Consider the following 21,960-nt stretch of genomic DNA (forward strand, 5'->3'; position numbering starts at 1 on the left):
CCTAGATGCGCCCAAACCTGACGTACAAAAAATAAATGGACACAATGAGATTCACCAAAATCAGAACTATGCCAGACCATACAATCAAACCACCCAATCGATTCTTTTTCGGAGGCCATTTTTCAAATTCGCGAACATGTTTTTTCCAATCTCCATTCCGATCAAAAGCAAAATAGTTTACTGCAAAAACGACAACCAAGGGAATGAACATATATGGCTTAGTCAACATTATCGGCGTTTTCGCCTTTGTTATTCCCACATAATAACTGACCCGAGAGAAGTAAAACCAGATTTCGAGCGCTCCGATAGAAATAATTGCTTTCTGATCACTCATCCAAACAGAAGGTCCGGCCTCATAAAAACGGTATAGTTTGTAGAACAGGTAGTAGTAAGCCCGTTTCATAGCCATCTTTTGTCCCTAAGTTTGATAAAACAAATAAATAACAAAAACCAAATTTGCCGCAATCATTAAAATTGAAGCCCATACGATTATTCCACCTATTCTATTTTTTCTTTTAGGCCACTGTTCAAATTCATGCACATATTTTCTCGATACGTCGCTTCTGCCGAAAGCAAAATATTTGACACACAGAATAACCACCAATATACTATAGGTCCATACCCCACCTAATACCGATTCTGAGTTCTGAGGATTAACAATCGCTACATAATACCCTAGCAACGTAAAGAAAAACCAAATTTCAAGGACGATGAGAGAGAGAATTGCCTTCCAATCGCTCATCCGTACATCTGGACAATTTTCGTAAAATTTGTACAGCTTATAGAATAAATAATAGTAGACCCCTGGGATCGTCATTCTCGAATGCATATTTACTATATCATTTAGCACCAAAAGGAATTAATCTTATCATATTCGGTCCTGCATTCGAAATTTGATCTATTTCATGTTGAAAAGTCGTCTCATCCATAAAAAATCCGGGATGTTCTGCGTCTCCAAACAACCCACCAGGGTAAAATGCGTCTACGCCAAAATATACCAAACCGACAGGCGAACAAATTGCCAAAGCATACAGGCTTACCCCAGTGTTAATCGAAGCTTTAATTGGCGTCACCGCATTCGGATCATTCGGATGATGCCGCCAAATTATTACCCCTCGAATATCTGCGATGACACCAATTCCGATGCCAGTCCATCCTGCCAATTTCCCGATGTTACTCACATTAAAGGTCTTGATCCTAGCGGTACTGCCACCTCGCCAAGCTGAGGAATACCATTTAGGGCTAAAGTTCGTAAACGTTCTACCCCCATAAAATGCTCCTTTAAATAGTCTAAAGGATGCCTTAGTTGCTTCCCCTATAGATGCCACAGTCCCAAAAACAGCATTAGCTTTTCCCAGTGGTCCATACCAGTTCAAGCTGTCATTTTTAACCTTGCCGCCAATATTGCCTCCAAAAGATTTATCCATTCCAAAGCCCAGTTGCATATGTGGAATCATTCTTCTGCTCTGATCCATGGCATATAGCTGCAATGGTCCGCTGAGATAAGAAGGAAGGGCATGAGTTTTCTTCACGGGCTTATGTTGCTGCACAGAATGCTTTGGCGTTAATTTTTGCAATGCAGCTGCTCTTTCTGCTTCATCCAGTCGATTACGTTCTTCAAAAAAATTGGCGACACAACAGATATTGCGCAGAATCGCCTCTTGAACGAGGTCGTCCAGTGTGCTGTTATTTCGATACATAGGGCTGTGGCTTATTGTTGCGTAGATACACCGTTCAGACTCAACGTCCGCGCACTGATGACGAATGAAGAGATCAAAGCCCCCGACTGATGTTGCTCACCATCAAACGTATTGCAGAAATGCACGCAAAATGCTTCTGTAAATTCCAATACCTGATGGGTTCCCACACTGCTGTTTACTTCATAGAAGCGCACCTCACCATCTTTTCTGTCATTAGGATTAGCTACCCATTGCAGGATTTCTTTGGGCGCCGGATTTTCTAATATCAACGAAACAATACCACCCAAAACTGCGGATTTAGGACGACCGTCATCATTTATATTTTGCCGGCATTCGAAAGAACAGTGTCTCAGACGATACACTTGTCCGTCAATAATAAGTTCTGCATTAAAGGAACTCATAGTATGTACTTGCTTTTAGTGTTTACAAAACATCTTTTCGTTTAAAACAAGACATCGGGGCTTATAGCTATGAGATAGCCAGCAAGTCTAAACACATTTTCCGGTTTCAGCAAAAATTATTCTGTTGAAACTATTACCAGCACTGCATTTCAACTTAATAAAAACATTCAGGAGTCGCCATTATAGCCACACTCGAAGATTAACAAATGACAGTTTAAATTAAAAGAACGGACAAAAAAAATGGTCCCAACAATACTGTTGAGACCATTCTAAATTTTATACTTTAAGAAGCAGCGATAATCAGCCATCTATTTGCCTGAAGCCGCTTCCTGTTTTTCTATATCAGGCTGAATGATATTTACCAGATCTTTTTCTACAGATTTCTTTGTCAGCTCTACAATACGGCCAATTTCCATGTGATTGCGATACACAATAACCGTTGGCACTTTATCAAGCTTGTACAACTTATGCTCTACATATTTTGCAGTTTTAGCACGATCCACGCCATACATTGAGTAGAGGTTCATCGGATAACCTGTTACCTGGAGTACTTTGTACAGCTTTGGAATCATGATATGCGAATCATCGCACCAGGTACCCATCAACACTACAATCTCATAATTCGGCAGATTTTTTTTCAGATACTTTATCGCCACAGAATCCGGCGTATAAGCATCCGCGCCGCGTTTCACCCAATCGAAACTAGGTTCTTTGGCCAAATCTGCAAAAGTGATCTGACCTTTATAAACGACTGCACCATTCTCTTTGTCTTTTGATACATCATAATCAGATTGTGCAAATGTATTTACACTGATTAGTAAGGCTAGCGCCAAAAGCATTTTTTTCATTCCTTGAAGATTGTTTAGGCAAGCTGATTGCGGATAAGCAGCAACTGATTGCGCAGGTGTAATAATGATTCTTTGAGATCTAACGCTACTACAGACAATACCGGACCATCCTTTAGTTTGGTTTTGGCGCCGCTAATAGTGAATCCCCTCTCTTTTACAAGATGGTATATAGCACGCAACTCTTTTATATCATCCGGAGCATAGAGCCGGTCGCCCTTTTTAGTGGTGCGGACTTTGAGCTCAAATTCATTTGTCCAGAAACGTATATGTGATGTTTTTACTTTAAAAAGCTCTGCTACTTCCCCGATCGAGTAATACTGTTTATCGGCTTCCCAACCGCGCAGAATCTGTGGTTCCACATCTTTGGGCGCCGCCTTCGGAGCCTTTGCCTCTTTGGGTTTCGCTTCTTTGGCTTTCTTTTTGGGAGCACGCACTTTACCCGCAGTATTCAACTGCTCAGGCACCACTTCTTCACCAAATAATGTCAGGATTACAGCACTCATCGAAGCCCCAAGTTAGTTAAAATAGGCGATTGAAGCCTTTTGCAGGTTGTGAAAAATATTCGAAAATCTTCAAACAGTTGATTCTACACCGGCCGAAGGTTTTATTTATACCCATAGAAGGCTTTTTATGCTAAATTTGTGCTTCCAAATATTATCATTTCATGCAATTAGCAGAACTGTATGAACGCGCACTGCGGTTTGAGTTTTTAAGTGTAGAAGAAGGCGTGTTCCTTTTCAAAAATGCCCCGCTTACAGAGCTGATGTATGTGGCGAATGAGCTACGCAAAGTACAGGTTCCGCACGGTAAAGTTACCTGGATCATTGACCGCAATATGAACACGACCAATGTTTGTCTTGCCAACTGTAAATTCTGTAATTTCTACCGCATTCCAGGCCATGCCGAAGCTTATATAACGGATATCGAAACTTACAAACGTAAGATTGAGGAAACATTCCGCTATGGCGGCGAACAGCTCTTGTTGCAAGGTGGCCACCACCCTGAATTAGGTCTTGCTTATTATGTAGATCTCTTCAAACAGCTGAAAGAACTTTATCCAAATCTGAAACTCCATGCGCTCGGTCCACCAGAAGTAGCGCATATCTGTAAAATCTCAGGCGTTACGCACCGCGAGGCTTTGCTGGCGCTGAAAGAAGCTGGTATGGACAGCATGCCTGGTCCCGGTGCTGAAATCCTCGACGACCGTGTACGCCGCCTGATCTCTAAAGGAAAATGTGGTGCACAGGAATGGCTGGATATCATGCACGAAGCGCATAAAATCGGACTGACCACAACGGCTACGATGATGTTTGGTCACGTAGAAACACTTGAAGAACGCTTTGAGCACCTTGTGAAAATCCGTGAAGTGCAGGCGAAAAAACCGGAAGGATCAAAAGGCTTTATTGCTTTTATCCCGTGGACATTCCAGGATGTAGATACATTGCTCCGTCGTATTCGTGGCACTAAAAACATGACGACTGCCGAGGAGTATATCCGCATGATTGCCATGAGCCGCATCATGTTGCCAAACGTGAAAAACGTAGCAGCATCATGGCTCACCGTTGGTAAACAAGTGGCGCAACTTTGTATGCACGCCGGCGCCAACGATTTCGGTTCTATCATGATCGAAGAAAACGTAGTAAGCGCTGCAGGTGCACCACACCGGTTTACGGCAAGTGGTATTCAGGCTGCCATCCGCGAAGCCGGTTTCGAGCCGCAGCTTCGTAATCAACAATATGAATTCCGTGCGATGCCGGAAGTAATGGAAGAACAAGTCATCAATTACTAAGCTTATCTTTTTATAACAAAGACCTCGTCGTTTCGCGAGGTCTTTGTTTTTTTATAAATTACGTGTCGGACTCACGTTGAGAATCCTCCTCCTTTGGAGGAGTTAGAGGAGGCTTGTATGACATTACTATTATCGCTTTGTTTCTTTGCTTTCCTCGCCGGTTTCGTAGACGCGATTGTTGGCGGCGGCGGACTCGTACAACTTCCTGCATTCTTTATATTACAGCCGCAGCTTGCATTAGCACAAACATTAGCAACCAACAAAACAGCTTCTTTTCTCGGCACTTCCGTCGCAGCAGTACGCTATCTCAAGCGTGTGAAGATGGATTGGAAACATTTACTGCCAGCAATCATTGCTGCGTTGGTTGGCGCATTTAGCGGTGCACTGCTTGTTAGTTTCATACACAAGGAACAGTTTATGCCGGTGATCATTACGGCGCTGGTCCTGGTGCTTATTTACACGTTATTCAAAAAAGAATTGGGCTTACACCACGTAGAGAAAAACCTTACCGCGCGCAAAGCCTTTATCTATTCGTTACTCACCGGCGGCTTCATTGGCTTCTACGATGGATTAATCGGACCCGGAACGGGTTCCTTTCTGATCTTCGCTTACGTCGTTGTATTTGGTTATGATTTTCTGCGTTCTTCCGCGAATGCCAAGCTAATTAACTGCGTCACGAATATCTCCGCGTTGTCGTTCTTTCTGGCAAAAGGTTTTATCGTCTGGAAACTCGCCGTACCGGTTGGCGCGGCAAATATGCTCGGAAACTATGCGGGCTCGCATCTGGCACTAAAGAAAGGTAGTGGTTTTGTACGAACGGCATTCATCGTTATTGTCCTCGCATTGATCGCGAAGCTTGCTTATGACTATTTTTTAAAAAACTAAAAGCTTAACGCCTAAAGCAGAAAGCTTTCCCACGCGAGGGGTTTACCTCTCGCAACGACACAAAGACACAGTGTTTTTCGCAAAGGCACAAAATTTCATTTACACAGCACTAAGTTTTAAAGACGCCCTAAAAAACAATCAGACGACTCAAAGCCGTCCAATTATTTGTAGCGCCGTAGTGCCTCCGCGAGAAAACCTCTTGCTCGCGTTTTAGCTCCCCTTCAGGGGTTGGGCTGAAATGTCCCAATCTCTGCGAGCTTCTCCACTGCGCTGCTCAGCGTTTCTTCTTTTTTCGCGAAGCAAAAACGAATTAGTTTATCATCTTTCCGGTTACTGTAAAATGCGCTTACAGGAATAGTCGCGACACCGTATTCTTTCGTAAGCCACTGGGCGAATTCTGTGTCCGGCAAGTCAGAAATATTTTCGTAGCTGGCGAGCTGAAAATAACTGCCACCTGCAGGTTGTAAAATTGTAAAAGGTGTTTCCTTCATCAATCCCAGAAAGTAATCGCGCTTGCTTTGCAACATGATATTTACCGGCTCCTGTATGCCATTCTCCAAATAGGCTGCCAGTGCATATTGCGCCGGAGTATTAATTGAAAAAGCAACGAACTGATGCAGCTTTCTAAATGCTTGTGTGAATGCTGGCGGAGCAATGCAATACCCAATCTTCCAGCCGGTATTATGAAATACTTTCCCGAAAGAATACAATGCAAAACTACGCTCGCGCAATTCGGGATGCTGCAATACCGAGTAGTGTGGCTTACCGTCATAAACCAGTTGCTCATACACTTCATCAGACAGAATAATAATGTCTGTATTACGAACAATTTCCGCCAGCGCGTCCCAGTCTTCCTTATTCCAGGTCGCTCCGGTCGGGTTGTGCGGCGTGTTAACTATAATTGCTTTTGTCTTTGCTGTAATCGCTGCTTTTACTAAATCCCAATCTACTTCGAATGTCGGCGCTTTCAATGCCACAGGCACTACTTTACCTCCGTTCATTTCAATGTTAGGAATATAACTATCGTAGGCAGGCTCCAAAACAATCACTTCGTCGCCCGGCTGCAAAATAGCCGTAAACGCGGTATAGATCGCATAAGTGGCGCCAGGCGTAATTGTAATTTCCGTATCAGGATTAATGTCTATTCCGTGGCGCTGCTGGAAATTTTTTGCAACAGCATTGCGCAACATCGGTAAGCCAGGCATTGGCGCATACTGATTCCAGCCATTTTGCGCAGCCTCTGACAAATAATTTCCAAGTTGCGCATCAATCGGAAAATCAGGAAATCCCTGCGAAAGATTAATAGCATTGTATTGTTGTGCCAATGCCGACATGACTGTAAAAATGGTCGTATCTGCGGCACTGTGTTTCTTTGGCAGATTCATGCTTACAGGTATTTTTCGCCTTTGTTACGTTTTACTTCTGCCACGTATTCTTTGATCTGTTGCTCACGGCTGCGTTCGCACACTAGCAACACGTCTGGCGTATCAATTACTATAAAGTTTTCCAAACCCTGCAGCAAGACCAGTTTGTCGTTCGGTGCTTTGATCATGCATTCTGTTGCGTCGATCACCATTACATTATCGCCATAAACAGCGTTGCCCAGATAATCTTTATTTGAATTTTCATAGGCAGATTCCCAGGTTCCAAGATCACACCAGCCGAAGTACGATGGGATGACGAATACATTTTTCGCTTTCTCCATAATGCCGTAATCAATAGAAATATTGGTACAAAGCGGATACAGCTGACTGATCATACTGTATTCCTGCGGCGTATTGTATGCGTCTTTCGCTTGCAAAAACACTTCGTGCATTTCCGGCAGATACTTCGCCAGCGCTTCCATAATTGTTTTTACATTCCAAACAAAAATCCCAGAATTCCAGAGGAAATCGCCGCTTTTCAAAAATGTTCTCGCTAATTCCAACGATGGCTTTTCTGTAAATGTTTTTACGCGGTATACTTTGTCGAGCTCTTCTTCTACATCGTATTGAATATAACCGTAGCCAGTATCAGGCCGTGTCGGTTTAATACCCAATGTGAGCAATGCATCGTGATGTGCTACAAAATCAAGCGCGTCATAGCAGGTACGTTCAAAAGCACGCTCATCCATAATCAGGTGATCTGCCGGCGACATAATGATGTTTGCTTTCGGATTCAGCTGACTGATTTTATGCGCGAAATAAGCAGCACAGGGCGCTGTGTTTTTCCGAGAAGGCTCACTGATTATATTTGCCTCATCTACTTCCGGAATCTGTTCTTTCAGCGTACTGATATAACTCTGGTTGGTGATGAAGTATATGTTTTCCTTCGGACAAATATTTTTGAAACGGAAGTATGTCCACTGAATCAGCGAACGGCCCGTGCCGAGGATATCTAAAAACTGTTTCGGATACTGGGTACGGCTGATTGGCCAGAAACGGCTACCAATGCCGCCTGCCATAATTACCACATAATTATCTTGAATGCTCATGACAAAAATCGAAAGGTTCGGAAAGAGTGGTGCTAAAGATAAACAAAACAAAAGCATCCGCGATGAACGGATGCTTTATAAAAATTTGAATGATTTGTTTGAATTATTCTGACTCAGCCACAACTTCTTTCACTTCCGGAATCATACGCTTCATCATACCTTCAATACCTGCTTTCAGCGTAATCATAGAAGATGGGCAACCGGAGCAAGAACCTTGCATCATCAGGGATACTACGCCATCATTATAACCACGGAAACTAATAGCGCCGCCATCCATTTCTACAGCTGGTTTTACATAATTTTCGAGCAGTTCTTTGATGCGTTTTACCACATCGCTATCATCTGCATTTACAGTATTATCAGCAGGTTTTACTACGATTTCACTTTCGTTGATCACAGTTTTACCTTCTTCGAGATATTGTTTTAAAAATTCGCGGATGCTAGGAATTACTTCATCCCATTGTGTATCCGATGTTTTGGTAAGCGTCACAAAATTGCTGGCGATAAAAACGCTGCGGATAAATGGAAATGCGAATAATTCTTTAGCCAAAGGTGAAGGGGTTGCGCTCGCTTCATCCGGAAAATCAATGCTTTTGCCTGGATACAAAAGTTTGTTTGCCACAAACTTCATCGTTTCCGGGTTGGGCGTCATTTCCGTATAAATACTCACGATGGTATTTCCTGTTTTCAGCATTTTCTCAATTTTGCACAAAAATACTTAATTATCATCCAACCGCGAATCAATTCCCTAAATATTGCCAGAAATGAAAACAATAGGCACATCGCCCTTCTCTATTGGCACATTTTTTTAATTACTATGGGTAAAAACCATACTTTATGAAAAAGCTAGTTCAATACTGCCTGCTTATAATGAGTATTTTCTTATATACAGTCAATGTTGCCGGTGCACAGCAACCAAGCAGCAAAAAGCATAGCCACATGAAATCGCATTCCCCTTCAAAATCCAAAACACCGCCTGCAAAATCTGAAGATGACGGCACCACGGGTGTGATGGGAAAAGACACTGTTAAATTAAACGGAAAAGGGATGGAACGGAATCTGAATGCGAATACCGGCGTTCCGTTACCACCGAATTCGGGAAGCGGGACGAAGAAATAATGGCTGATTTTGTGAGTGGTGAGTTGTGAGTGCCCATGTTCTTCTATAACTGATTTTCTGATGTCACCCTCTGGGCGGAGTCGAAGGGTGAGTGCCCGCACGATTTGTGCATTGACCGTTCACCATTCACCATTGACCATTCACAACATAAATCTGCCATCGACCATAAAAAAGCGGCCCACACAGATAAATGTGAAGGCCGCTTTTGTCTTTTTATACGGTTCTTAACCTAAACTGCGAAGCTTTCTCCGCATCCGCAGGAGCGGCTCGCATTAGGATTAATGAAGTGGAATCCTTTACCGTTGAGTCCGTCAGAAAAATCTAACGTAGTGTCACAGAGATACAGAAAGCTTTTCAGGTCAGTGACCAGTTTTACTCCCTTATCTTCAAATACCTGATCGTTTGGCTGCTCTTCATTGTCGAAATCCAATTTATAGGAAAGACCTGAACAACCGCCACCCACAACGCTTACTCGCAAAAAATAGTCATCTGTAAGATTCGAATCTCTTTTGAGCTTAGCAACTTTCTCTACCGCTTTATCACTGATATATATCATACACAACACCTTTATGCAAGGTCCTCTTTTTTACTTCAAAAATTATTTTCCCCGAATATATATTTAGTGTTTCTTGCCTTCGAGTTCCAGTTCAGGCATGCCGTTTTTTACACGGTAGTCATTGATCGCTGCTTTGATCGCATCTTCAGCCAATACAGAGCAGTGAATTTTTACAGGAGGCAGATTCAGTTCTTCTACGATATCCATATTGTCAATTGCCAGCGCCTGATCAACTGTCTTACCTTTCAGCCATTCTGTGGCCAGAGAAGAAGAAGCGATTGCAGAACCACAACCGAATGTTTTGAATTTGGCATCGCTGATAAGACCTGTAGCTTCATCAACCTCAATCTGGAGACGCATTACGTCACCACACTCAGGAGCGCCCACCAGGCCGGTTCCTACGTTTGTTTTTGATTTATCAAGCGTACCAACATTCTTCGGATGCTGATAATGGTCAATGAGTTTTTCTGAATATGACATTTCTAAATAATTTGATAATTAGTTAATTCGGCAAAGCCGGTTTTAATTTTGGCTAATCTGAAATTAAGTAAGTGGGTAGCATTATCGCATTCCTCACATTACCGCATGCTCACATCAGACTAGTGGTGCGCCCACTCAATTGCGTTCAAATCGATACCTTCTTTGAACATTTCCCACAGCGGGCTCATTTCACGCAGTTTAATCACTGTTTCAGAAACCGCTTTGATGGTATAATCAATTTGTTCTTCTGTAGTGAAACGACCCAGACCGAAACGCAGGGAGCTATGTGCGAGATCATCGCCCAGACCCAGTGCTTTCAGGACATAAGATGGTTCCAGAGAAGCTGAAGTACAAGCAGAACCACTTGAAAGCGCGATGTTCTTGTTGAAGCCCATCATCAAACCTTCACCTTCTACGTATTTGAAAGAGATATTCGCAACGTGCGGCAGACGATGTTCGATGCTACCATTAACGTAAGCTTCTTCCAGTGCCATCAAACCGTTTTGCAGTTTGTCGCGGAGAATGCTCAGGCGTTTACCTTCTTCTTCCATTTCATTCATGCAGATTTCGCAAGCCTTACCCAGACCAACAATACCCGGAACGTTGAGGGTACCACTGCGCATACCGCGTTCGTGGCCACCGCCGTCCATTTGAGCAGTTACTTTTACACGTGGATTTTTACGACGCACGTACAGAGCACCAACACCTTTAGGACCGTACATCTTGTGACCGCTGAATGTCATCAGATCAATTCCGTCAGCCAGTACATCCACAGGGATTTTACCTACAGCCTGCGTAGCATCTGTAAAGAACAGAACACCATGTTTGCGGGCGATAGCGCTGATTTCACGAACCGGTTGAATAACACCAACTTCATTATTTCCGTACATGATTGCGATCAGGATCGTTTTTGACGTAATTGCTTTTTCCAGCTCAGCCAGATCAACCAGACCGTTTTCCTGTACCGGCAGGTAAGTTACCTCACCGCCTTGTTTTTCGATATGTTTGCAAGTGTCGAGTACTGCTTTATGCTCAGTAACACAAGTAATGATGTGGTTACCTTTTGAAGCGTACATTTCGAAAACACCTTTAATTGCCAGGTTATCACCTTCTGTGGCGCCAGACGTAAAAATGATTTCTTTAGGATCGGCGTTGATCAGTTTAGCAACCTGCTCACGAGCATAGTCAACGGCTTCTTCTGCAGCCCAGCCAAATGCGTGGCTACGGCTGGCAGCATTACCAAATTTTTCAGTAAAATAAGGTAGCATAGCTTCCAGCACGCGCGGATCCATCGGCGTGGTCGCATTGTTGTCGAGATATATCGGCAATTTCAATTCCATACGAGTTCTACAAAAAACTTTAATAAGTGTTTTTCGGCCACAAAGTTATATCAAATGTGCTACTTTAGCGACTTTTAGCCTCATTATAGCTTTAAATATTGTCATTTATAAAACTTATTCATACATGCTGAAAATCGAGCACTTAGGTATAGCGGTAAAAAAATTACAAGATTCTGTCCCTTTATTTGAACAATTACTGAACACTCCTTGCTATAAAACCGAGGGAGTGGAGAGTGAGGGCGTAATGACCGCATTCTTTCAAACCGGTGATTCTAAGATAGAATTGCTGGAAGCAACCAAACCGGAAAGTCCGATTGCCAAATTCGTAGAGAAAAAAGGTGAGGGTATTCATCATATTGCCTTCGAAGTGGAAAATATCGAGGCGGAAATGAAGCGTCTGGCAGCTTTGGGTTTTGAACTACTCAATGAAGTGCCGAAAAATGGCGCAGATAATAAACTGGTTTGTTTTTTACATCCCAAAACGACCAATGGGGTGTTAATTGAGTTGTGCCAGGAGAAGCGTGGCTAATTCAAAAGTCAAAATTAAAAAGTCAAAAGCTCATATTTTTATTCATTTTCAATACATTAAAAAGCCCGCCGTCTGATTTCGGTGGGCTTTTTGAATTTTTACTTTTGAATTTTGACTTTATCAAAACCATTTTTTCCTTTTAAAATAAACCAGCATCAGTATTGGAATCACAAACATCGCCGCCACAGAAACGATAAATCCGTCGCGATTATGTAGCCCCGGAATGGCATCAAAGTTCATCCCAAAAATGCCACCGATTACTGTTGCTGGCGCCAGCAGCAAAGCCACCATTGTAAAAATTTTCATCACTTCATTCATCCGCAGATTAATCTGGTTCATGTACAGATCCTGCAGGTTCATGAGCATGTCACGAAGGTTTTCACAGTATTCATTAGCCTGAATAATGTGATCGGAAACATCCTTGAAATATTTCACATCGCGTTCATCCACTAGCTTATGATCGGTTTTAATAAAATGGTTGATCAATTCGCGCACCGGACCAATAGTGCGTTTCATGATCATTACTTCGCGGCGCAAGGTTGCTATGCGCGCTAACGCGCCATCTTCCACCCGGGCAATCAGGTCATCTTCCAGTTTTTCAATGTGTGAACGGAGATGATCGATAATATTAAAATAACTGTCGACAATTTCATCCAGCAGCGAATAACAGAGATAGTCGGACCCACTGACGCGCAAACGGCTGTTGTTGCCACGCAGTCTATCACGGACCGGATCAAAAACGTCACGCTCCGGGTCTTCCTGAAACGAAATAAGAAATTGCGGCCCTACCACAATACTTACCTGCTCTGACTCCACTTCTACCGTTTCTTCATTGAAATAGAGCATGGATAAAAGACAGAAAATAATATCGCCGACTTCGTCCACCTTTGCGCGCTGCCCTACGGTAAGAATATCTTCTACCAGCAGCGGGTGTACATTGTATTGCTGACAGAGTTTTTCTACTTCGGTTTTATTCAACCCATCCACATTAATCCAGGTCATATGGCCAGTTTCCCGGAAGACCGCACATTTTGATTCTTCTACGAATTTATGTTCCGCAACCGTGTTTTCGTTGTAATCAAAAACAGCATAGACCGGCTGGGCTGTTTCTTTAAGCTGATCTATGCCCCGCGACGGATTGTATGGCGTTACCGGCTCCTTTCGCACAATCCAATGTGGAATATAACGAGAGAGGCGTTTTCTAGTTTTCCCCATGAAGTATTTTTCTCGCGGCTAAATTATAGCTTTTGAAGATCTGTGCACCTATCCTGCTCCGCCAAAAAAAGGTTAATACATAACGGCTTCTGCCTTAATTTTGATGCATCCACAAAAAATATTTTCCCGTTATGACATCGTACGAGCAAATTTTTGAAAACAATAAAAAATGGGTGGCTGATAATAAAGCTGCCGATCCGGATTTCTTTAACAAGCTCGCCCAGGACCAGAATCCGGACTACTTATATATCGGCTGTTCTGATAGTCGCGTACCGGCCAACGAAATTATGGGTCTTGCCCCAGGCGAAGTATTTGTGCATCGCAATATCGCCAATATGGTGGTGAGTACAGATCTCAACGTGATGTCGGTGATCAATTACGCAGTAGTACATCTGAAAGTAAAACACATCATTGTTTGTGGCCACTACGATTGCGGCGGCGTGAAAGCTGCGATGCAACCTAAAGACATGGGCATTCTGAACCCATGGCTGCGCCAAATCCGTGACGTGTATCGTTTTCACCACGAAGAACTGAATGCAATTGAAGATGAAAGAGCCCGCTACAACCGTCTTGTAGAGCTAAATGTGCAAGAGCAGTGTGTGAACGTAATTAAGATTGCGGACGTACAGAAAGCTTACCTTAAAGATGGCTTCCCACAAGTACACGGTTGGGTATTCTCATTGCGTGATGGTCTGCTGAATGATCTGAACATTCAGTTTGAATCTATTCTTAAAGACATCCAGCGCATCTATGATTTGTCCGACAACAGTATGTTTGGACATTAATTAAAGATCTTTTTACATTATCTTATACAGTCGAAAGTTGCCCGTCAGCTTTCGACTGTTTGCTAACTGGACTTTAATTTTGCGTTGATGTATTACCTGTTACTCATCTTTTTGTTTCCACTTTCACTGCTGCCACTCAGTGTACTGTATCTATTGTCAGATGCATTGTATTGGCTGTTGTTCCACGTAATTGGCTACCGAAGAGAAATTGTAAAGGACAATCTGAAACATGCATTTGCCGATAAAACAGACGAGGAACGGGAAGTAATAATGAAACGGTTTTACAAAAGCTTCTGCGACCAATGGATTGAAACGCTTAAGCTACTTTCCATTTCCAAGTCTGCGCTAAATAAACGCGTAAAAGGCAACTGGGATGTGTTTAAAATGCTTGACCAAGAAGGAAAAAATACTTACGCGTTATTGGGGCATACGTTCAACTGGGAATGGGCGAATGTAATTTGTCAGCTGAATAGTCCGCAGCAATTTGCCGGCGTTTATCTCCCGCTTGAAAATAAAGCGTTTGACCGCCTGATGCGTTACGTGCGCACTCGCAGCGGTGGCGTACTGATTTCTATGAAGGCCTTAAAAAGTGGCCTGCAGCAGATCGCAGCCAAACGTCATATCATAGGCATGATTGCAGATCAAAATCCTTCTGTTACCGAAGTAGCATTATGGCTACCATTCATGCACCGTGAAGCACCGTTTTTTCGCGGGCCGGAACAAATGGCGCGACGAGCAAGAGGCGCTGTTGTTTTTGCGGGTATTAAAAAAGTGAGGCGCGGTTATTACGAAGTAAAACTGGAACTGATGTGCCGCGATGCTTCAGAAACAAATTCAGAAGATATCACAAGACAATATGTAGCCTTTATGGAACGCCAGCTCCGCGACCAGCCGGAGAACTGGCTTTGGAGTCATAGGAGATGGAAGCACATACGGAAAGTGTGAGTGGTGAGTGGTCAGTTGTGAGTCACGCACTACGTCCTTCCACCACGAGTTTATCCTTTTGTGGTTAATGCGGGAGAAACTCGCGCTGGAAAGTTCTCTTCCTTCGGATCTAACGTTTATACACATCTTTTGTTCATGGCTCGATGGTATGGGGCTTTACTTCAGTTTAAACAAGAGTTTACGTAGCACCTCCGGCCTAAGGAAACGCAGGCGTTAAGAAATGAAATGCAGACAGCGTAAAGCAATTATGATGGCGAATGATGGAAATTCTGGCGGGTTATAGATTTGCCGGGAATAGGGCCATAGCCAAATAGTAAGCTTTAATAATTGTAGCTGTATGCCTTTTCATTTTAGCCGGCGCTTCCTTAGGCCTTGAATTTTTGGTTACTTTTTGTTCAAGCAAAAAGTGACAGACAACGGTATGGTAATATCAAGAGTTGTGTATAAACGGTAGCCTTCGGAGGAGTTAGAGTAGGCTTAATGTTTAATATAATCCTTCAGATAATTACAGGTACTTGCGGCTTCTTTATAAAATTTCGTTTTGCTGTAACTATCCTTCAGCCGTTTGAAATATGGGCTGGATAAGGAGTAGACATAGTATGGATCAGGCGCATTGGAGCCATAATCTTTTGCACCAGGATCCGGACAACGTTTTTGCCAGCATTTTGCAGCCATCCACAAGCACTTCGCTTTAAACTCTGCATTTTCAGAATTGGCATATGCTTCCATAAAATATTGCTCCGCGGTGTACACTCCGTAAAACTCACGTTCTGCACCAGTAAAGGCTTTACGCTCCTTAGTTTCATAATAGGCATTCCCATCAGAAGTACCGCGATAATAAACGTAGAGATTATGTGCCTTTCCGTAGTACGACATATTGTACAACCCTGATGCGTATTCGAATGCTGCTTTCGCGTCTTTTGGATTTGTTTTTAGCTGCTGCTGCAATGCGGCCATTTTTGTAGCGAAAGAAAACTTATTATACAATTTCGAAGAATCGTTTGCTTCCGTCTCCAGCTGATCTGTAATGTATGCCACGAAGGTATTTGGGACATCAAACAATTTTGACGAAGGCACTTTCTTCAAAACACTCGCAGCCTGATCAAACTGATACCGACGAATATATTTTGTTCCTTCCAGCTCTTGAAAAACACCCATATTATACGGCGTGTTTTTCACCAGCCATGCTTCGTAAGGAGTCTTGTCTTTCTTCTGATAAAAGGCTTCAATTTGTTGCAAACCTTCTACCGACATATTATCCATCACGGTGCCAGGCATGTCTAAATAAAATTCATCCGAGCTATTATCCTTAGCAGGCCGTGAACGACGAGACAAACAGAAAACAGCTTTAGCGGTGTCTTTCTGTTTGAGATAAGGCGTTACCAAAACATTGGTGAGCAGATTCTGGTAAGGCCCTTCGAATGCCCGGTTATTTGCAGCGCGGTCACTCAGCCATTGTAGCTCCGGCAATAGTTTTGCTTCTGTTTTAGCATTGATTACCGGACTATTTTTAATCACAAACAGAATGTGCAAAATATCGTGCAGGTCGTGTTCACGAGTGTTCATACCAACTTTCTTTGCGCTCGTCAGATTTTTTTCACAGCCTTTTACATCATCTTTCATAAAACAGATATAGGCCGAAGAAAGATACCAGAACGCACGGCTTTTCACTTTCTTATCTTTTGCCAGTTGTTGTGAAAAATCACTGAGCTGATCTAAATACAAACGCGCACGCTGCCGCTTTTCCTGAAAGTCTTTAGCGTGCGTATCTTCATAATAATAAAAGTCCGTTGTCCACCAATAAGAGTCGCGAAGATTCCTTTCTCTAAGTAAACGATCCATCTGATAACGCTGTTCCATTTTATTGATCTCACGCGTCATAATTACATCTAGGCCGCGTACTTGCGGATCTTCGGCGTAAGCCGATTTCATATAATTTATTCCATCGTCGTAAGCGTTTAAGCCTTCCATTACATGAATCACCGCACGTTCGTGGCTATTTTTGCAAAGCGCCAGCACATCACCATTTGAACTATCAACGCTCCATTCATAACTGATGTAAGAAGTTTTCTTTACATCGTCGTTCATATCAAAAGTGCGGGAGAAAAGATAAGCGGCTTCCGTTCGTCTACCCAGTTTATAGAGCGCGCCCGCCTTTAGCGACAGCAATTTCGCAAACATCAGATTGTCTGCTTTTTTATCACCGACCAACTGATCGAACAATCTCAGTGTGTTATTAAAATCATCATTGTAAAACGTCAGACGAACTATCTGAAAGGCGTATCGCCATTTTATAAAATCATTTTTTGCTGCGGCATACAACTGAATCCCGTTTCTGATCAGGCTTTCAGCACCTTTAAGGTCTTTACGTGGCGTATCCCACGACGACGCAAGATTGGTCACATGCGGTTCACACCGTTTCGCATACATCAGATAACCCAATGCTTCCAGATCCTTACTATTCTGAAACCATTTTGTAAAACTGTTGTTCTGCACTGCAACAGGAATGGTAAGCGGTTTTGCCTTATCTATGTTGTAGTAAATATTGCTTAATTGATCGTAGGAATAGCGGTATACAAAGCTATCTATATCTTGCAATGCCGGCGCGTTATTCGCGTAAACCTTCCACTCCTGAATGTTGCCATCAGGGAGGCTTCCTGTGGTATCCACATCATACCATTCATCATAGTACTTAAGATATTCTGTGTAGAAAAACGGCTTGTATGCAGGTTCATTTACGACTGTGTTGGCAAAGAATGAAGGATAATAATCGTATGGATCGATGTCTCCCCCACAAGCCTGCACCAATTCCCTGATTAAAAAAATTGAAAGGCCGCTAATCAAAAGCAGCGTATATGTTTTCCAGTTCCTGAGTTTCATATTTTGATATAGTTGCGCTATCTAAGTGAAAAAGACAAACATTATCCGGCGTGTGTTTCAGATTAGATGCAAGGTACTCCGCCATTTTTAGCAGCTCATTGTAGGCTACCGTTTCAACACGGACTTCATCACCTGCCTGAAACAAATAATCATGCCATTTTTGTTCTCTATCACATCGATAAAAATTTTCCGATATGCTGATAAATCCTGATTTTTTCTGAAGATCGTCCGGTTCCACTCCGCGAAGAATCCCCGCAAATTGCCGGTTATGAAACAATACACTCCAATGAAACAAAGGTAATGCAACATCAAGTTTTAAAGGATAACCGGAGAGGTGTTTCAAATAATCTTTCGCGAGATCTACATCCAGAATAGAATTTTGCTTGCCATATTTTCGTAGATCTCCGAGGTTATAACACATCAGCAAACCCTTGTCCACAGGTGGTATGCCGCTTTTCAAAAAATATTTTATCTGATGCAATCGTATCGTGCAGGAGACATCTTTATGTTTGAAAACAGATTGTTCTTTCAATTTTTTCAGCAACGAAAAATAAATGTCTTTAGTACCGGCCGTCCAGTCGCAGTCCACCTGAATTTCTTTTGGCGTCCATTTTGATTCTGCACATAAAGAGGTCAGCAGCTTATTGATATTCTGCGCCAGCGAATCTGCATTATTTTCTGTGAGGTGCTGTAAAACAGGTTGCGTAATAAAGAACACCGGCACATATTCCATTGATGTATCCAGTTGCGCGGGAAGCCGTACAATGCTTACTGGCAAGGGCTTCTGCTGTTCGTCATTCCAATCTACATCAAAGCAACGCACATACATTCGTTTACAGTGCAATTGCTGTATTGTCGTTTTTTCCTTTGCCGAAAGATTATAAATGGTTTTCCAGTAGTAGAATCCCCTGACTGGTGGCTGATGCCGCTTGTGGCAGGCGGAAAGCAACATTACCAGCAGACAGCAAAGCCAGACGCAATACTGCCTGCGTGATATGTAAGGAAGAATATTCATGTTTTTGCGAAGCTAGGGTACAATCACCTTTTGCGCCGCAGCTTGTATTTTAAATTCCAGGCGATTGGTGCAAGGATGCGCATCTCCATCTGTTTGCATCAATTTCAAATCAGGATGCACGATCGTTATTTCTTTTCCTCTATAATGCTCTACAAATGGACTTTTGGTCAATGTGCCATTCATTGCGCGAATAACCAATGAAGAACCCAATATTTTTGGAAATTTCTTGATCACAATTACATCAAGCAAACCATCCTGCCAATCGGCATCAGGCGCAATCTGAAAATTGTAGCCAAACTGCCTTCCGTTAGCAATATTGATAAGGAATGCCCGCGTTTTTATTTCTTTTCCATCTACGATAATGCGCCAATCCCATTCATTGTACAACCAAAGATATTTTGTCACCAGCCAGCTATAAACCATCAGTCCCCGGCGCGCACTCTTCGCAAACTTCTTCGCGATTAATGCATCGAAACCCACACCTGCATTGCTGATAAACATCTGACCATTTACAAAACCTACGTCCATCTTTACCACTTTATTGCGGTTAATGGTTTCAATTGCTTCGCGATCTTTCAGTGGGATTTCCATGGTGCGAGCCATGCCATTTCCCGAACCTTTCGGAAAGATAGCAAGCACAGTATCGGTACCGAGCAAGCCAGCGGCAATATCATTAGCAGAGCCATCCCCACCAACGGCCACAACTCCGTATGCACCTGCTTTAGCAGCTTCACGCGCTAGTTCTGTTCCATGCTTTGCATATTGTGTGTGCTGTATTTCGTAGGAAAATTGCTCCTTATCGAGATACTGTTCAATAGCGTGTTCTACAACTTTTTGGCGTTCTACGCCAGATTTAGGATTGACTACAAAAACGAGATGTTTTTTGCTCATACCAGTTGGGCTTTAAGGCTCAGATCCATGCTTACCGCATGATGGATGATCGCACCTACCGATACAAAGTCCACACCTGCCTTAGCATAATCTGCGACGTTCTCCAGCGAAATACCACCGGAAGCTTCTGTCTGGAATTTACCGCCAATCAGCTTTACCGCTTCTTCTATTTCCGCAGGGGTAAAATTATCGAGCAGGATGCGGTGTACACCACCGACAGCAATAATGCGTTTTACGTCGTCAATACTGCGCGCTTCAATTACAATTTCTAAAGGCAGGCTGTGCGACAAAAGGTACTCGTTTGTTTTAGCGATTGCCTTTTCAATACCACCGCAAAAATCGATGTGGTTATCTTTCAGCATTACCATGTCATACAAACCCATTCTGTGATTGGTGCCACCGCCGATCTGTACTGCTTCTTTTTCGTAAGCACGGAACAGTGGTGTGGTTTTGCGTGTATCCAGCACTTTGGTATTGTAATCTTTTATCTTCTCTACATATACATTCGTCAGCGTAGCGATGCCGCTCATACGCTGCATGCAGTTGAGCGAAAGACGTTCTGCTTTCAGAATGGTATGAATGCGCGCCGACACTTCGAAAGCCACATCACCGTTCTTCACATGGTCGCCGTCATTCTTATAGATTGTAAACTCCGCCTCTGGTTCCAGAAAATGGAAAATTTCCTGCGCCAGTGTCACACCAGCCAATACGCCATCTTCCTTGATTTTCAGCACTGCTTTGCCGCGGGCCTCTTCCGCAATGCTCGCCAATGTTGAATAATCACCGTTTCCTACGTCTTCCTGCAGCGCAGCTGCTATAAATGCTTGTGTCGTCACTTTCTAAAGTTTGTGGCGCAAAACTACTAAATACCAGCCTTTTGGCGCATCGACATATTGTTATTTTTATATTTATCTCTGTTTATTCTTCGTCTTCAGCCTCTGTATTCATTTTGCTAAACAAAATATAGGCGCCTTTGGTCACAAAACTGGCGTTTGTCGGCGTATTTTCTGGTAGAAAAACCTGCGTAAATCCTTCTGAACTCATACCTGTACGAACCGGAATCTGACGAAAATGATAGTTGGTATCCGTTTTTCCAGCGCTTTTCTTCTCAATATTTTGAGCTTCCAGCAGATAAACGAATTCCCGTCCACTCTGCTGTATAATGGCTTCAGATGGCAGCGCCGTTCCTTTTATTTGTTGCACGTGAATCTCAGCTGTTATATAAGAGCCTGGCAATAAACCTTCATCTTCTTTAGTCATGTGGCAATGCACCTGAACAGTACGGTCTTCCCGGATTTCTTTGCCGATCAGATGAACCTCAGCCTCGCGGTCCTGGGTTTCATTTGCCAGGCGAAAAGTTACTTTGTCACCAATATGCAGCTGTGGGATATTTTTTTCGAAAATGGAAAGTTCACAATGGGTATGCGTAGGGTCTACCAGTTCAAACAATACATCGTTGGCCTGCACATATTTTCCGCGATTGATCAATACTTTGGTTACATAACCATTAATAGGTGCAGGGATATCGACGGTCCGAGAAATGGTTCCTTTCATGACCGCAGCCGGACTGATGCCCAATAATAACAACTTTTGTTTCAAAGCTTCAGCACGGACTTTCATGGTTTCATAATCAGCAACTGCTTTCTGATAAGTTTTACCGGCATTTATATTGTCCACCTGTAATTCTTTCTGCCGCTGGTATTCCGATTTCAGAAAGTCTAATTGATGCATCGCTTCCGCGTAGTCTTGTTGCAATTGTATATACTCTGCATTCTCCAATGTGGCCAATGTTTCACCCTTGTGTACATGCGTTCCCTGCAAAAGATCGGTATACTTCACGAGTCCGCCGTAAGGCACGCTGATGCTCACAAGATTCTGCGGTGGCACATCCAGTTTTCCATTTACTTTAATGGTGCCGGAAAGCATTTTATCGATTGCTTCCCCAAGCATAATATTGTTTACAGACATCTGTTCCTGCGTAATCACAATAGCAGTGCTGTCTGTTTCTTTTACTGTTTTTGTAGCAGTTTCCTGCGGTTTACCTTTACACTGTATCAGCAATAATGCTACTACAGGCAACCAGAATATTTTCTTATAGTGCATGACTTT

General features: G+C 43.0%; 24 protein-coding genes. 6 read left to right on the forward strand and 18 right to left on the reverse strand.

The window, feature by feature from the left end; all coding sequences use genetic code 11:
* Position 1: 1 nt before the first annotated feature.
* The 6 genes from DN068_RS10540 to DN068_RS10565 all read right to left on the reverse strand — a co-directional run bounded on the left by DN068_RS10540 (position 2) and on the right by DN068_RS10565 (position 3,452).
* Positions 2-403, reverse strand: coding sequence for a hypothetical protein (locus DN068_RS10540; protein WP_123985308.1), 402 nt, complete (start codon positions 401-403; stop codon positions 2-4).
* A gap of 15 nt (positions 404-418) precedes the next feature.
* On the reverse strand, positions 419-742 hold the full coding sequence (locus DN068_RS10545; RefSeq protein WP_110998878.1) for a hypothetical protein: 324 nt from the start codon (positions 740-742) through the stop codon (positions 419-421).
* Between the two features lie 97 nt (positions 743-839).
* Positions 840-1,700 (reverse strand): hypothetical protein, encoded by an 861-nt coding sequence (locus tag DN068_RS10550; protein ID WP_110998879.1) that lies wholly within the window; start codon positions 1,698-1,700, stop codon positions 840-842.
* An 11-nt stretch (positions 1,701-1,711) separates the two neighbouring features.
* On the reverse strand, positions 1,712-2,101 hold the full coding sequence (gene tssD / locus DN068_RS10555; protein WP_110998880.1) for a type VI secretion system tube protein TssD: 390 nt from the start codon (positions 2,099-2,101) through the stop codon (positions 1,712-1,714).
* Positions 2,102-2,409: 308 nt separating this feature from the next.
* Complete coding sequence (locus DN068_RS10560) at positions 2,410-2,949, reverse strand: hypothetical protein (RefSeq protein WP_110998881.1); 540 nt, start codon at positions 2,947-2,949, stop codon at positions 2,410-2,412.
* A gap of 14 nt (positions 2,950-2,963) precedes the next feature.
* Entirely contained in the window at positions 2,964-3,452 is a 489-nt protein-coding gene (locus tag DN068_RS10565) for a MerR family transcriptional regulator (protein WP_110998882.1), read from the reverse strand.
* Between the two features lie 161 nt (positions 3,453-3,613).
* Here DN068_RS10565 and mqnC point away from each other — a divergent pair, with 161 nt between their 5' ends.
* On the forward strand, positions 3,614-4,738 hold the full coding sequence (mqnC, locus tag DN068_RS10570; protein ID WP_110998883.1) for a cyclic dehypoxanthinyl futalosine synthase: 1,125 nt from the start codon (positions 3,614-3,616) through the stop codon (positions 4,736-4,738).
* A gap of 117 nt (positions 4,739-4,855) precedes the next feature.
* Positions 4,856-5,623: a sulfite exporter TauE/SafE family protein gene (locus DN068_RS10575; RefSeq protein ID WP_110998884.1), complete on the forward strand. Its 768-nt coding sequence runs from the start codon at positions 4,856-4,858 to the stop codon at positions 5,621-5,623.
* A 221-nt stretch (positions 5,624-5,844) separates the two neighbouring features.
* Here the strand turns inward: DN068_RS10575 and DN068_RS10580 are convergent, their stop codons facing one another.
* From DN068_RS10580 to DN068_RS10590, 3 genes are all read right to left on the reverse strand, one after another.
* Positions 5,845-7,008 (reverse strand): methionine aminotransferase, encoded by a 1,164-nt coding sequence (locus DN068_RS10580; protein ID WP_110998885.1) that lies wholly within the window; start codon positions 7,006-7,008, stop codon positions 5,845-5,847.
* Between the two features lie 2 nt (positions 7,009-7,010).
* Positions 7,011-8,096 carry a mannose-1-phosphate guanylyltransferase gene (locus tag DN068_RS10585; protein WP_110998886.1) on the reverse strand — a complete coding sequence of 362 codons (1,086 nt, stop codon included), beginning with the start codon at positions 8,094-8,096 and terminating at the stop codon, positions 7,011-7,013.
* Between the two features lie 103 nt (positions 8,097-8,199).
* Positions 8,200-8,790 (reverse strand): NifU family protein, encoded by a 591-nt coding sequence (locus DN068_RS10590; protein WP_110998887.1) that lies wholly within the window; start codon positions 8,788-8,790, stop codon positions 8,200-8,202.
* A 143-nt stretch (positions 8,791-8,933) separates the two neighbouring features.
* Between DN068_RS10590 and DN068_RS10595 the strand changes: the two genes are divergently transcribed.
* Positions 8,934-9,215: a hypothetical protein gene (locus tag DN068_RS10595; protein ID WP_123985309.1), complete on the forward strand. Its 282-nt coding sequence runs from the start codon at positions 8,934-8,936 to the stop codon at positions 9,213-9,215.
* 229 nt (positions 9,216-9,444) lie between these two features.
* Here DN068_RS10595 and DN068_RS10600 read toward each other — a convergent pair whose 3' ends face one another.
* From DN068_RS10600 to DN068_RS10610, 3 genes are all read right to left on the reverse strand, one after another.
* Positions 9,445-9,771 carry a HesB/IscA family protein gene (locus DN068_RS10600; RefSeq protein ID WP_110999065.1) on the reverse strand — a complete coding sequence of 109 codons (327 nt, stop codon included), beginning with the start codon at positions 9,769-9,771 and terminating at the stop codon, positions 9,445-9,447.
* A gap of 63 nt (positions 9,772-9,834) precedes the next feature.
* Complete coding sequence (gene iscU / locus DN068_RS10605) at positions 9,835-10,251, reverse strand: Fe-S cluster assembly scaffold IscU (protein ID WP_110998889.1); 417 nt, start codon at positions 10,249-10,251, stop codon at positions 9,835-9,837.
* 119 nt (positions 10,252-10,370) lie between these two features.
* The gene (locus DN068_RS10610; RefSeq protein WP_317047147.1) at positions 10,371-11,591 is read right to left on the reverse strand and encodes an IscS subfamily cysteine desulfurase; all 1,221 of its coding nucleotides are present in this window, start codon (positions 11,589-11,591) and stop codon (positions 10,371-10,373) included.
* A 124-nt stretch (positions 11,592-11,715) separates the two neighbouring features.
* Here DN068_RS10610 and mce point away from each other — a divergent pair, with 124 nt between their 5' ends.
* Complete coding sequence (mce, locus tag DN068_RS10615) at positions 11,716-12,120, forward strand: methylmalonyl-CoA epimerase (protein WP_110998890.1); 405 nt, start codon at positions 11,716-11,718, stop codon at positions 12,118-12,120.
* A 120-nt stretch (positions 12,121-12,240) separates the two neighbouring features.
* Here mce and corA read toward each other — a convergent pair whose 3' ends face one another.
* Positions 12,241-13,335 carry a magnesium/cobalt transporter CorA gene (gene corA / locus DN068_RS10620; RefSeq protein WP_110998891.1) on the reverse strand — a complete coding sequence of 365 codons (1,095 nt, stop codon included), beginning with the start codon at positions 13,333-13,335 and terminating at the stop codon, positions 12,241-12,243.
* A 131-nt stretch (positions 13,336-13,466) separates the two neighbouring features.
* On the opposite strand from corA, the gene DN068_RS10625 reads away from it, so the two are divergent.
* Positions 13,467-14,120: a carbonic anhydrase gene (locus DN068_RS10625; RefSeq protein ID WP_110998892.1), complete on the forward strand. Its 654-nt coding sequence runs from the start codon at positions 13,467-13,469 to the stop codon at positions 14,118-14,120.
* Positions 14,121-14,207: 87 nt separating this feature from the next.
* The gene (locus DN068_RS10630; protein WP_110998893.1) at positions 14,208-15,065 is read left to right on the forward strand and encodes a lysophospholipid acyltransferase family protein; all 858 of its coding nucleotides are present in this window, start codon (positions 14,208-14,210) and stop codon (positions 15,063-15,065) included.
* Positions 15,066-15,542: 477 nt separating this feature from the next.
* On the opposite strand, the gene DN068_RS10635 is transcribed toward DN068_RS10630, so the two are convergent.
* The 5 genes from DN068_RS10635 to DN068_RS10655 all read right to left on the reverse strand — a co-directional run bounded on the left by DN068_RS10635 (position 15,543) and on the right by DN068_RS10655 (position 21,954).
* On the reverse strand, positions 15,543-17,945 hold the full coding sequence (locus DN068_RS10635) for a hypothetical protein (RefSeq protein ID WP_110998894.1): 2,403 nt from the start codon (positions 17,943-17,945) through the stop codon (positions 15,543-15,545).
* Positions 17,902-18,960, reverse strand: coding sequence for a hypothetical protein (locus tag DN068_RS10640; protein ID WP_123985310.1), 1,059 nt, complete (start codon positions 18,958-18,960; stop codon positions 17,902-17,904). Before DN068_RS10640 ends, DN068_RS10635 begins: the two co-directional genes overlap by 44 nt.
* A gap of 12 nt (positions 18,961-18,972) precedes the next feature.
* Positions 18,973-19,851, reverse strand: a complete 879-nt coding sequence (locus DN068_RS10645) for a diacylglycerol/lipid kinase family protein (protein ID WP_110998896.1) — start codon at positions 19,849-19,851, stop codon at positions 18,973-18,975.
* Entirely contained in the window at positions 19,848-20,687 is an 840-nt protein-coding gene (gene nadC, locus DN068_RS10650; protein ID WP_110998897.1) for a carboxylating nicotinate-nucleotide diphosphorylase, read from the reverse strand. The genes DN068_RS10645 and nadC overlap by 4 nt, the downstream gene beginning before the upstream one ends.
* A gap of 82 nt (positions 20,688-20,769) precedes the next feature.
* Positions 20,770-21,954 carry an efflux RND transporter periplasmic adaptor subunit gene (locus DN068_RS10655; RefSeq protein WP_123985311.1) on the reverse strand — a complete coding sequence of 395 codons (1,185 nt, stop codon included), beginning with the start codon at positions 21,952-21,954 and terminating at the stop codon, positions 20,770-20,772.
* Between the last annotated feature and the right edge of the window lie 6 nt (positions 21,955-21,960).

The organism is Taibaiella soli (assembly GCF_003236175.1).
GTDB lineage: Bacteria > Bacteroidota > Bacteroidia > Chitinophagales > Chitinophagaceae > QKTW01.

Coding starts and splice junctions, on each gene's coding strand:
- DN068_RS10540 (WP_123985308.1), bottom strand. CDS start 403: ATGAAACGGGCTTACTACTACCTGTTCTACAAACTATACCGTTTTTAT.
- DN068_RS10545 (WP_110998878.1), bottom strand. CDS start 742: ATGAGCGATTGGAAGGCAATTCTCTCTCTCATCGTCCTTGAAATTTGG.
- DN068_RS10550 (WP_110998879.1), bottom strand. CDS start 1,700: ATGTATCGAAATAACAGCACACTGGACGACCTCGTTCAAGAGGCGATT.
- tssD (WP_110998880.1), bottom strand. CDS start 2,101: ATGAGTTCCTTTAATGCAGAACTTATTATTGACGGACAAGTGTATCGT.
- DN068_RS10560 (WP_110998881.1), bottom strand. CDS start 2,949: ATGAAAAAAATGCTTTTGGCGCTAGCCTTACTAATCAGTGTAAATACA.
- DN068_RS10565 (WP_110998882.1), bottom strand. CDS start 3,452: ATGAGTGCTGTAATCCTGACATTATTTGGTGAAGAAGTGGTGCCTGAG.
- mqnC (WP_110998883.1), top strand. CDS start 3,614: ATGCAATTAGCAGAACTGTATGAACGCGCACTGCGGTTTGAGTTTTTA.
- DN068_RS10575 (WP_110998884.1), top strand. CDS start 4,856: ATGACATTACTATTATCGCTTTGTTTCTTTGCTTTCCTCGCCGGTTTC.
- DN068_RS10580 (WP_110998885.1), bottom strand. CDS start 7,008: ATGAATCTGCCAAAGAAACACAGTGCCGCAGATACGACCATTTTTACA.
- DN068_RS10585 (WP_110998886.1), bottom strand. CDS start 8,096: ATGAGCATTCAAGATAATTATGTGGTAATTATGGCAGGCGGCATTGGT.
- DN068_RS10590 (WP_110998887.1), bottom strand. CDS start 8,790: ATGCTGAAAACAGGAAATACCATCGTGAGTATTTATACGGAAATGACG.
- DN068_RS10595 (WP_123985309.1), top strand. CDS start 8,934: ATGAAAAAGCTAGTTCAATACTGCCTGCTTATAATGAGTATTTTCTTA.
- DN068_RS10600 (WP_110999065.1), bottom strand. CDS start 9,771: ATGATATATATCAGTGATAAAGCGGTAGAGAAAGTTGCTAAGCTCAAA.
- iscU (WP_110998889.1), bottom strand. CDS start 10,251: ATGTCATATTCAGAAAAACTCATTGACCATTATCAGCATCCGAAGAAT.
- DN068_RS10610 (WP_317047147.1), bottom strand. CDS start 11,591: ATGGAATTGAAATTGCCGATATATCTCGACAACAATGCGACCACGCCG.
- mce (WP_110998890.1), top strand. CDS start 11,716: ATGCTGAAAATCGAGCACTTAGGTATAGCGGTAAAAAAATTACAAGAT.
- corA (WP_110998891.1), bottom strand. CDS start 13,335: ATGGGGAAAACTAGAAAACGCCTCTCTCGTTATATTCCACATTGGATT.
- DN068_RS10625 (WP_110998892.1), top strand. CDS start 13,467: ATGACATCGTACGAGCAAATTTTTGAAAACAATAAAAAATGGGTGGCT.
- DN068_RS10630 (WP_110998893.1), top strand. CDS start 14,208: ATGTATTACCTGTTACTCATCTTTTTGTTTCCACTTTCACTGCTGCCA.
- DN068_RS10635 (WP_110998894.1), bottom strand. CDS start 17,945: ATGAAACTCAGGAACTGGAAAACATATACGCTGCTTTTGATTAGCGGC.
- DN068_RS10640 (WP_123985310.1), bottom strand. CDS start 18,960: ATGAATATTCTTCCTTACATATCACGCAGGCAGTATTGCGTCTGGCTT.
- DN068_RS10645 (WP_110998896.1), bottom strand. CDS start 19,851: ATGAGCAAAAAACATCTCGTTTTTGTAGTCAATCCTAAATCTGGCGTA.
- DN068_RS10655 (WP_123985311.1), bottom strand. CDS start 21,954: ATGCACTATAAGAAAATATTCTGGTTGCCTGTAGTAGCATTATTGCTG.